The 10,181-nt window shown below is 71.6% G+C and carries 10 protein-coding genes, 1 other RNA gene and 1 pseudogene; 5 read left to right on the plus strand and 7 right to left on the minus strand.

Annotation, left to right across the window (positions count from 1 at the left end):
• Nucleotides 1–103: 103 nt before the first annotated feature.
• On the minus strand, nucleotides 104–550 hold the full coding sequence (gene rnhA, locus RTA_RS11885) for a ribonuclease HI (protein ID WP_013901651.1): 447 nt from the start codon (nucleotides 548–550) through the stop codon (nucleotides 104–106).
• Nucleotides 551–557: 7 nt separating this feature from the next.
• On the minus strand, nucleotides 558–1,334 hold the full coding sequence (locus RTA_RS11890) for a class I SAM-dependent methyltransferase (RefSeq protein WP_013901652.1): 777 nt from the start codon (nucleotides 1,332–1,334) through the stop codon (nucleotides 558–560).
• Here RTA_RS11890 and gloB point away from each other — a divergent pair.
• From gloB to RTA_RS11905, 3 genes and pseudogenes are all read left to right on the plus strand, one after another.
• Nucleotides 1,333–2,178 (plus strand): hydroxyacylglutathione hydrolase, encoded by an 846-nt coding sequence (gene gloB, locus RTA_RS11895; RefSeq protein ID WP_013901653.1) that lies wholly within the window; start codon nucleotides 1,333–1,335, stop codon nucleotides 2,176–2,178. The genes RTA_RS11890 and gloB overlap by 2 nt on opposite strands.
• Nucleotides 2,175–3,680, plus strand: a complete 1,506-nt coding sequence (locus tag RTA_RS11900) for a transglycosylase SLT domain-containing protein (protein ID WP_013901654.1) — start codon at nucleotides 2,175–2,177, stop codon at nucleotides 3,678–3,680. The genes gloB and RTA_RS11900 overlap by 4 nt, the downstream gene beginning before the upstream one ends.
• Nucleotides 3,681–3,819: 139 nt before the next feature.
• A pseudogene (locus RTA_RS11905) lies at nucleotides 3,820–4,479 on the plus strand (S1C family serine protease); the annotation flags it as partial.
• Nucleotides 4,480–4,584: 105 nt separating this feature from the next.
• Here the strand turns inward: RTA_RS11905 and RTA_RS11910 are convergent.
• The 5 genes from RTA_RS11910 to dnaX form a co-directional block, all read right to left on the minus strand.
• Entirely contained in the window at nucleotides 4,585–5,643 is a 1,059-nt protein-coding gene (locus tag RTA_RS11910) for an ABC transporter substrate-binding protein (RefSeq protein WP_013901656.1), read from the minus strand.
• Between the two features lie 103 nt (nucleotides 5,644–5,746).
• Entirely contained in the window at nucleotides 5,747–6,160 is a 414-nt protein-coding gene (locus RTA_RS11915; RefSeq protein WP_013901657.1) for an MAPEG family protein, read from the minus strand.
• Between the two features lie 27 nt (nucleotides 6,161–6,187).
• A complete protein-coding gene (recR, locus tag RTA_RS11920; RefSeq protein WP_041675443.1) occupies nucleotides 6,188–6,772 on the minus strand; it encodes a recombination mediator RecR in 585 nt (194 codons plus the stop codon).
• Nucleotides 6,772–7,104, minus strand: a complete 333-nt coding sequence (locus tag RTA_RS11925; protein ID WP_013901659.1) for a YbaB/EbfC family nucleoid-associated protein — start codon at nucleotides 7,102–7,104, stop codon at nucleotides 6,772–6,774. The genes recR and RTA_RS11925 overlap by 1 nt, the downstream gene beginning before the upstream one ends.
• Nucleotides 7,105–7,134: 30 nt before the next feature.
• The gene (dnaX, locus tag RTA_RS11930) at nucleotides 7,135–8,958 is read right to left on the minus strand and encodes a DNA polymerase III subunit gamma/tau (RefSeq protein ID WP_041675446.1); all 1,824 of its coding nucleotides are present in this window, start codon (nucleotides 8,956–8,958) and stop codon (nucleotides 7,135–7,137) included.
• 117 nt (nucleotides 8,959–9,075) lie between these two features.
• Here dnaX and ffs point away from each other — a divergent pair.
• Nucleotides 9,076–9,172: signal recognition particle sRNA small type (ffs, locus tag RTA_RS20345), an RNA gene on the plus strand.
• A 461-nt stretch (nucleotides 9,173–9,633) separates the two neighbouring features.
• Nucleotides 9,634–10,179: a hypothetical protein gene (locus RTA_RS19810; protein WP_143762966.1), complete on the plus strand. Its 546-nt coding sequence runs from the start codon at nucleotides 9,634–9,636 to the stop codon at nucleotides 10,177–10,179.
• The last annotated feature ends 2 nt before the right edge of the window (nucleotides 10,180–10,181 follow it).

The raw sequence follows: 10,181 nt of genomic DNA on the forward strand, positions 1-10,181 counted from the left end.
CCAATGTAGCAGCGCGACTGCCCGCAGGCCTTTACCCGCGCTTTACACGACCGCCCCGCGAGGAATGAGCGGCTCAGGCGTGAAAAGTTCGGCCCGCGCGGTCTCAGCGGCCCAGCGCCTGCGCCACGCCGCGATTGGCCAGCGCGTCCGCACGCTCGTTGCCGGGGTCGCCGTTGTGGCCACGCACCCAGCGCCAGTCGATGGTGTGGCCGCCCTCGCGCACCAGCTTGTCCAGCTGCTGCCACAGCTCGACGTTCTTCACCGGCGTCTTGCCAGCCGTGCGCCAGCCCTTGGCCTTCCAGCCGGGCAGCCACTCGGTCATGCCCTTGAGGACGTACTGGCTGTCCAGGTAGAGGGTGACGTTGCAAGGCCGCTTGAGCGCGCCCAGCGCCTGGATCACCGCCGTCAGCTCCATGCGGTTGTTGGTGGTGCCCAGCTCGCCGCCGAACATTTCCTTCTCGGTGCCTGCGGACTTGAGCAGCACGCCCCAGCCGCCGGGTCCCGGGTTGCCCTTGCAGGCGCCGTCGGTGTAGATCTCGATGTGGTTCACGCGGTTCTCAGGCTTCCTCGGAGGCGGGGGTGCGGTGGCTGCGGTTGGCCAGGGGCACGGGCGCGGCGCTCATGCTGGCGCGCCGCTTCCACGCGCGCATCAGCTTGACGCCGCGCACGCGCTTGACCGCCACGATGAAGTACACGGCGCCGAAAATCGGCCACCAGCGCGCGCCGATGCGGTCCACCCACTCGTAGCGATTCAGCCATTTCTCGGTGGCCATGGCCGGACGCCAGCAGCCGAAGCTGCCGGTTTCTACCTCGAAGCTGAGCAGGCGCAGCCAGTCGCGCAGCCGCCGGTAGCCGATGAACTCGCCGGCATCGGGCAGGTACAGCTGGCCGAACCCCAGGCGCCGGTACAGGTGGGCGCGGCGCTGGCGCAGGCCCCACAGGCTGGCCGGGTTGAGGCAGCAGATCACCACCTTGCCCTCGGGCACCAGCACGCGCTCGACCTCGCGCAGCGTGGCATGCGGATCGTCGCTCAATTCCAGCGAGTGCGGCAGCACCACCAGGTCCAGGCTGTTGGCTTCGAACGGCAGCGCCGCGAAATCGGTCACCAGATCGGGCATGCGGGCGTGCGGGCCCTGGGCGCGCGCCACACCCAGCCACCGGCGCGGCATGCGGTTGGCGCGCAGCGTCTCGAGCTCGGGCAGGCCCAGTTGCAGCGCGTGATAGCCGAAGATGTCGCCCACGGCCCGGTCGAATTCGGCCTGCTCCCAGGCCAGCAGGTAGCGGCCGGGCGGCGTCTCGAACCACTGGTGCATTCCTATAATCGGCTCGCTCATGAAGTTACTCCCCCTGCCCGCGTTCCAGGACAACTATCTCTGGCTGCTGCACGACGGGCATCGGGCTCTGGTGGTGGACCCGGGCGACGCACAGCCCGTGCTGGCCGCGCTGCGGCAGGCCGGTTTGCAACTGGAGGCGATTCTAGTCACGCACCACCACCCCGATCACATCGGCGGCCTGGAGGAGGTGCGCCGGGCGACCGGCGCCACGGTGTACGGCCCCGCGCGCGAGACCATCCCGGAGCCGCTCACCCGGGTGGCGCAGGGCGACGTGGTGCGGGCGCTGGGCCTGTCATTCCAGGTGCTGGACGTGCCCGGCCACACGGCCGGGCACATCGCCTACTTTCATGACCCCCACGCTCCTTCGTCGCTGCCCCCCGGGGGGGCGCAGCCGCCTCGGGGCGGCCCAGCGGCGGCTGGTCCCGACGTGGACGGCACGCCGCTGCTGTTCTGCGGCGACACGCTGTTCTCGGGCGGCTGCGGGCGGCTGTTCGAGGGCACGCCGGCGCAGATGCTGGCCTCGCTGGATGCGCTGGCGGCGTTGCCGGGCGACACGCGCGTGTGCTGCGCCCACGAATACACGCTGGCCAACCTGAAATTCGCGCGGGCGGTGGAACCCGGCAATGCCGAGCTGGTCGATTACACGCAGCACTGCGAAGCGCTGCGCAGCCAGGGGCAGCCCACCCTGCCCACCACGGTGGCCCAGGAAAAGCGCATCAACCCGTTCCTGCGCACGCGCGAGAGCGGGGTGCGGCACGCGGCCGAGGCCTTCAACGGCACCCGGCCCGGGGATGATGTCGGCGTGTTTGCCGCGATCCGCCAATGGAAAAACGAGTACCGATGACAAAAAGATTCCACTTTGCCGGCCTGGCGAGCCTGCTGCTCTGGCTGGCCGGCTGCGCCAACACCCCCGTCACCTCCCCCCTCCCTCCTGCCGACCCTGCACCCGTCGCCGAGGCGCCGGCCGCGACGCCGGCGCCGCCCCTGCCGCTGCCGCCGGTCATCCCCAGCGGGCCGCTGCAGCCCATCACCGCGGCCGAAGCCGCCTCGCAGGAGGTCGCCTCGCTGCTGCCGCCGGCCGACCTGTGGGACCGCATCCGCCGCGGCTTCGCCATGCCGGCGCTGGACTCGCAGCTAGTGCGCCAGCAGGAACAGTGGTACTCGTCACGGCCCGACTACATCCAGCGCATGACGGAGCGCTCGCGCAAGTACCTGTTCCACATCGTCGAGGAGCTGGAGCGCCGCGGCATGCCGTCCGAGCTGGCGCTGCTGCCCTTCGTCGAGAGCGCCTTCAACCCCGAGGCCGTCTCCAGCGCGCGCGCCGCCGGCATGTGGCAGTTCATGCCGGCCACCGGCACCTACTTCGAACTCAAGCAGAACGTGTTCCGCGACGACCGGCGCGACGTGCTGGCCTCCACCCGCGCCGCGCTGGACTACCTGCAGAAGCTCCATGGCATGTTCGGCGACTGGCACCTGGCGCTGGCCGCCTACAACTGGGGCGAGGGCAGCGTGGGCCGGGCCATCGCGCGCAACCAGAAGAGGGGCCGGCCCGCCGGCTACACCGACCTGGACATGCCGCACGAGACGCGCAACTACGTGCCCAAGCTGCAGGCGGTCAAGAACATCGTGGCGCGGCCCGAACAGTTCCGCACCGAGCTGCCGCTGATCGAGAACCACCCCTACTTCCAGAGCGTGACCATCACGCGCGACATCGACGTGGCGCTGGCCGCCAAGCTGGCCGACGTGGCGCTGGAGGATTTCAAGGCGCTCAACCCCTCGCTCAGCCGCCCGGTCATCTTCGCGGCCGGCACGCCGCAGATCCTGCTGCCCTGGGACAACGCGACGGTGTTCCGGCGCAACTTCGAGGGCTACACCGCCGGGCGCTATGCCAGCTGGGCGGCCTGGACCGCGCCGGCCACCATGAGCGTCACCGAGGCCGCGCGCCGGGTCGGCATGAGCGAGGCGGACTTCCGCGCCATCAACAACATCCCGCCACGCATGCGGATCCGGGCCGGGTCGGTGGTGCTGGCGCCGCGCGAAGGCAAGCTGGACCGCGACGTGACCGGCCATGTCGCGGACAACGGGCAGCTCAACCTGTCTCCGGAGGTGGTGACCCGCCGCACCGTGGTGCGCGCCGGCGCGAATGAATCGGTCGCCAGCATCGCCCGGCGCTACCGGCTCAGCGCCACGCAGGTGGCCGACTGGAACAAGGTGGGCTCGACGGCGCTGTTCCGCACCGGCCAGCAGGTGGTCCTGTACCTGCCGGTACGCGCGGCCGCATCGAAGCCGCGCACGGCCATCAAGGCTGCGCCGCGGCGGCCGGCGGCCGCCACGCGCCGCCGCTGAGGCCGCGCCTGCCGTGAAGGCCTGACGCTAGTCGCCGCCGTCCGCGGACCCGGCGGGCCGCTGCGACAGATCCATCACCGGCGCCCGCAGCGCGGCCAACGCGCCCAGCGTGGCCGCGGTCCGCCTGCAGGACGCCGCAGGCCGCGCGCAGGGCGCCGGCTCGGGCTTCGTCTTCACCCAGGACGGTTACCTGCTGACCAACTCGCACGTCGTGCGCGCCGGCCGTCCCGAGCCCCCCGGTCCCGGGCGCCGGGCCAGCGCGTCCTTCAGCGACGGCCGCGAGTTCGCCGCCCGCTGGGTGGGCGACGACCCGCACACCGACCTGGCCCTGCTGCACATCGACGGCCTGTCGCAAGGCGCGCTGTCGCCGGCGGCGCTGGGATCGTCGGCCACGGTCCGCCGCGGCGAGATCGCCGTGGCCATCGGCAACCCGCTGGGCTACGAACACACCGTGACCGCCGGCATCGTCAGCGCCATGGGCCGCAGCATGCGCGCCAGCACCGGCCGCCTCATCCCCGACGTGATCCAGACCGACGCGGCGCTCAACCCGGGCAACTCGGGCGGGCCGCTGCTCAACTCCAGGGCCGAGGTGATCGGCGTCAACACCGCCATCATCGCGGGCGCCCAGGCCATCTGCTTCGCCGTCGCCATCGACACGGCCGCCTGGGTGATCCCGCAGCTGATGCGCCATGGGCGGGTGCGCCGCGGCTACCTGGGGGTGGCCGGCAGCACCACCGCGCTGGACCGACGCATCGTGGTCGCGCTGGGCCTGCAGCAGCAGCACGCGGTGCGGGTGCTGGGCGCCGAGCGCATCGGCCGCGACGGCGTGCTGCAGCTGCTGCGGCCGGGCGTGCGCGAGCCGCTGTACCTGGCGACGCGGCCGACCGAGGCGGTTGGCTGATCCTCAGGCCTTGAACTTGTCCTTGGCGCGCCGGGCGAAATCGTTGGTGTAGGTGCGCGCGAGCTCGATCTTGTCGGCCTTGACCGTGGGCTCGAAGCTGGCCAGGGCCTTGACCGCCGTGCGGGCACCGTCGTCGGCCAGCACGCCGTCCGGCGAGATCGCCTCGCGCACCTTGTCGAAGGCGGCCAGGTACAGCGCCCGGTCGCCCAGCAGGTAGGCCTCGGGCACGGTCTTGATGATGTCGCTGGGCCCCGCCGTCTGCAGCCACTTGAGGGCACGCACGATGGCGTTGGCCAGGGCCTGGCAGGTGTTGGGGTTCTTCTGCACGAACTCCTGCGGCGCGTACAGGCAGCCGGCCGGCATGGGGCCGCCGAACACCTCGCGCGTGCCCTTGAGCGTGCGGGTGTCGCCGATGATCCTGACCTCGCCCCGGTGCTCCAGCATGGTCATCACCGGGTCGGTGTTGCTCATGGCGTCGATCTGGCCCGAGCGCAGGGCCGCCAGCGCGTCGGCCGAGGTGCCCACGCCGACGTAGCTGACCTCGCCGGCCTTCACGCCGGCGCGCGCGAGCACCGCATGGGCCACCATGTTGGCGGACGAGCCGGGCGCCGACACGCCGATGCGCCGGCCGCGCAGGTCGGCCGCGCTGCGCAGGCTGGGGAAGGTGCGCGTGGACACGCCCACGGCCACCTGCGGCGCGCGGCCCTGCAGCACGAAAGCCTGGAAGAACTGGTTCCTGCTTTGCAGCTGGATGGTGTGCTCGTAGGCGCCGCTGACCACGTCGGCGGCACCCGCGGCGATCGCCTGCACCGGCGCCGCGCCGGCGGGAACGTCGATGACCTCGACGTCCAGCCCCTCCGCCTGGAAATACCCGAGCTGCTCGGAGATGGTCAGCGGCAGGCAGCGGAAGGCCGCCTTGCCGCCCACGGCGATGGTGACCCGGGTCTTCTCGGGCTTGCCCTGCGCGCGCAGCGCGGGCGCCGCCACGGCCGCCGCAGCCGCCGCGGCCACCGCCGCGAACCGGCGGCGCGTGGTGCATGCATGCGCGCGTGTCTCGTCCATGGCGACCTCTCCTGTTGTTCGTTCTGCCGGACGAGGTTAGCAGCGTGGCTGCGACCCGCATCGGGAACATCCCGTGCGGGTTTCCACGTAACGACTTCTGGGCCTAGCGGTAGCCCACGAACAGGATGGCCACGTTCACGCCCAGCGCCGCCAGCCAGACCGCGCTGCGCACGCTGGGCAGCCCGGCCACGTACATGGCGATGTAGATGACGCGCAGCGTGATGAACAGCAGCGCCAGGATGTCCAGCAGCGTCTGGGACGCCCTCAGCTGGTGGGCGATGATGACCGCGCCGATGAAGAACGGCAGCGCCTCGAAGCTGTTGGCCTGGGCCGCATTGGCGCGCGCCGGCCAGTCGGTCTGCCTGGCCAGCCAGGCGCGCGGCTCATGGTTGTCGTAGCCCCCCTCCCGGCGCGGCCTGCCGAAGCCCCGCCACTTGGCCAGGCCGGCGCACGCGATGGGCAGCAGTGCGGCGATCAGCACGCACCAGTAGGCCACGGTGAATCTTGCGAACCCCATCCTCTTCTTCTCCTCTTGTGATTTTTTCTAGCGCCGGTCCACCAGCGCGTGCGCGATCGTGCCCAGGTCCACGTACTCCAGCTCGCTGCCGGCCGGCACGCCGCGCGCCAGGCGCGTCACCCTCAGGCCGCGCGCCTTGAGCGCCTCGCCGATCACGTGCGCCGTGGCCTCCCCCTCGGCCGTGAAGTTGGTGGCCAGGATCACCTCCTGCACCTGGCCGTCGGCGGCGCGCTCGAACAGCTTGGCCAGTCCGATGTCCTTGGGGCCGATGCCGTCCAGCGGGCTGAGCTTGCCCATGAGCACGAAGTACAGGCCCCTGTAGGCCGCGGTGCGCTCCACTGCGGCCTGGTCGGCCGGCGTCTCCACCACGCACAGCTTGGACGCGTCGCGCTGCGGATTGCGGCAGACCTCGCAGACCTCGTCCTCGGTGAAGGTGTGGCAGCGGCTGCAGTGGCGCACGCTGGCCACGGCCTGCTGCAGCGCCTGGGCCATCAGCTGGGCGCCCTGGCGGTCGTGCTGCAGCAGGTGGAAAGCCATGCGCGAGGCCGACTTGGCGCCCACGCCGGGCAGGCGCCGCAAGGCCTCGACCAGGGCTTGGAGGCTGCCGGACACTAAAAGGGGAATTTCATGCCGCCGGGCAGGCCCGGCATGCCGGCCGTGATCTTGCCCATCTTCTCCTGCGAGGTCTCCTCGGCCTTGCGCACCGCGGCGTTGAAGGCGGCGGCCACCAGGTCCTCCAGCATGTCCTTGTCGTCGGCCAGCAGGCTGGGGTCGATGGCGACGCGCTTGACGTCGTGCTTGCAGGTCATGGTCACCTTGACCAGGCCGGCGCCGGACTCGCCGGTCACCTCGATGGTGGCGAGCTCGTCCTGGGCCTTCTTCAGGTTGTCCTGCATGGCCTGGGCCTGCTTCATCAGACCGGCCAGCTGTCCCTTGTTGAACATGTGCGAAATCCTTTGCTGAGGCTGAGGGGGTCAGCCGTTGGTGAGGGGCTTGATGCTTCCGGGCACGATTCTCGCGCCAAAGTCACGCATCATCTGCTGCACGAACGGGTCGCCGTGGATGATCTCCTCGGCCGCGCGCTGGCGCTCGGCGGCGGCCTGCGCGTTGCGCCGCGCCGGGCTGTCGGTCACGGCGCCGACCTCCACGCCCAGGCTGACGGCATGGCCGGCGGCGCGCAGCGCGGCCTGCAGCCTGTCGCGGCTGGCCGGCTGGTTGAGCGACTCGCGCTCCACGCGCAGCAGCCAGTGGTCGGTGTCGCGCGCCACCAGCTGCGACTGCAGCGCCAGCTCGCGCACCAGGGCCGTCACCGCCTCGGAGGCGACCAGCTGCTGCACGGTGGCATGCCAGAAGTCGCCCTCCTCGGTGGGCACCAGGGGCGCCGGCGCGCGCTGGGCCGCGGCCTCGCGCGGCGACTCGGACTGCACGCGCACCGGCACGCCCACCACCTCGCTGGCCGGGCGGCCGTCGGGCCGGCCCAGGGGCCGCGGCGGCACCGGCCGGGCGGCCGGCACCACCACCGGCAGCACCTGCCCGGGCGGCGCGCCGACCGCCGGCACCGCGGTGCGCGCGGGGGCGGGCGCCTGCAGCGGCGCGGCGGCGGGCGCCAGGGTCCGCGCGGGGGCGGGCGCGGGCCGCGCTTCAGCTAGAGTTTTTTTTTCCGCCGGGGCCGCGGCGGGGGCCGGGGCCGGCGCCTGTGCGCCCGGCTTGAAGGCCAGCAGGCGCAGCAGCACCATGGTCAGCGCGGCGTATTCGTCGGGCGCCAGGCCCAGCTCGGCGCGGCCATGAAGGCACAGGCTGTACAGCAGCTGGGTCTCGTCGGCCGGCATCGCCGCCGCCAGGCGCGCGGTCTCGGCGGCCTCGGGGTCGGACGGGTCTTCGGCCTGCGGCACCGCCTGCAGCACCGCCATGCGCTGCAGCACGGCCGTCATCTCCTCCAGCGTGGAGGCCGCGCTCAGGCCGTGCAGCCGCAGCGCCTCGGCGGTCTCCACCACGGTGCGGCCGTCGCCCCCGGCCAGCGCGGCGATCAGGCGGAACACGTGGCTGCGGTCCACGCTGCCCAGCATCTGGCGCACCGCCGCCTCCTCCACGCGGCCGCCGCCGAAGGCGATGGCCTGGTCGGTCAGCGACAGCGCGTCGCGCATGGAGCCGCGCGCCGCCCGCGCCAGCAGGCGCAGCGCGGGCTCGTCGGCAGGCACGCCCTCGGCTTCGAGTACCCGGGCCAGGTGCTCCTGCACGGTCTGGGGCGCCATCGGCCGCAGGTTGAACTGCAGGCAGCGCGAGAGCACCGTCACCGGCACCTTCTGCGGGTCGGTGGTGGCCAGCACGAACTTGAGGTACTCGGGCGGCTCCTCCAGCGTCTTGAGCATGGCGTTGAACGCATGCCCGGTGAGCATGTGCACCTCGTCGATCATGAAGACCTTGAAGCGGCCCTGCACCGGCTTGTACACGGCCTGCTCCAGCAGCGCCTGCACCTCGTCCACGCCGCGGTTGGAGGCGGCGTCCAGCTCCGTGTAGTCGACGAAGCGGCCGGCGTCGATCTCGGTGCAGGCCTGGCAGGCGCCGCAGGGCTGGGCGGTGATGCCGCCCAGGCCATGAGGGCCCTGGCAGTTCAGCGACTTGGCCAGCACGCGCGACACCGTGGTCTTGCCCACGCCGCGGGTGCCGGTGAACAGGTAGGCGTGGTGCAGCCGCTGCTGGCCCAGCGCGTTGGACAGGGCCTGCACCACATGCTCCTGGCCCACCATCTCGCTGAAGGTCTTGGGCCGGTACTTGCGGGCGAGCACGAGGTAGGACATCGGGTCGATTCTACGGGGCGCCCTCGTGCCCTCCTGCGCCTGCCGCGCCTGCTGCTCGGCGTTGCACGATGAACCCCGCCGCATCCGGGGCCACCGCCCTCGCCTACAATCGGTACCGACGGGCCTCCCCGCATGGTGAAGCGGCCAACCGGGTCAGGTGGGGAACCAAGCAGCCCTAACTGTGGAGCCAGTGCCGGGGGTAAGGCTCGTCAACCCCTCCTCTCTTTCTCTCGAAGTTCGCAGGCGGTCCGCTCGACAGACGGCCACTCACCTTTGTGGGCTCGAATGATCCCCGCAATGGAACCGATGCCGGAGCAGTACGCGGCCCGAAAAGCGACAGCCCCGGAGACTGACTCGCTAGCAAAGAGTGATGTGTATCGCGAGGGCCTGTCCGGGAAGTGCGCTCGCCTGACAGCTTCGAATAACAGGTCAAGCCCTGCGCTGTAGGCCTGCTCAAAGGGCCAACGCTCAGGCTACTTCCTTCCCACCCCCGCGCCACCCCTTTCAACCTCAGCCACGGTCCCACGCCCTGGGTCGGCGAATTCCCACAGCCCAGCTTGAGCCGCAGCCCTAGATTTGCATCCGCGAGGGAGGTGTTCAATGAACACGGTTGCGGCAGGTGCAAATGGGAAGGGATGGGTCACGGGGTGGTGGCCCTTGTGGGCTTGCCTGGCCATGGCGCCGGGCAGCCAGGCATTCGCATCCGAATCATCCGAACGGCCCGACGAAGCCGTCACGGTGGCGCAGGCGGCCTTGCCGTCCCTGGTGGTCACCCAGGAGTCCCGGCCCGACCCGGTGGACGGGCTGGCCATGACGTCGCAGCAGGTGGCCGCCAGCTGGTTCCCGACCCCTCGTTCCCCGCTCGGCTTCATGGCCGCCGTGCGGCCCGCCGCCGCCGGCACACCCGACCGGCCGGGCCTGCAGCGTCCGGGGCTGGACCTGGGCCTGCACTGGCGGTCGGCTGGGCACGGCCGGCGTGGCCTGCAGGTGCAGGCCTGGCAGACCCTCGCGCCCGATCCGGATGCCTGGACGCTGGTGCAGTCCCGGCAGCCCGCCTATGGCGCACGGGTCGAGATGCGGCTCAAGCCGGCCCGCGCCGGCGGCCTGGTCGCCGACTACCAATTCTTCGGACTGCAGCTGCAAAGCGGCGCCCGCATCACCATCCGCCGCACCGAAGGCCGCCCCCGGATCTACTACCGCGTCCAGTTCTACGCGCTTTAAGC

The organism is Ramlibacter tataouinensis TTB310, from assembly GCF_000215705.1.
In the GTDB taxonomy this organism is placed as follows: Bacteria; Pseudomonadota; Gammaproteobacteria; order Burkholderiales; family Burkholderiaceae_C; genus Ramlibacter; species Ramlibacter tataouinensis.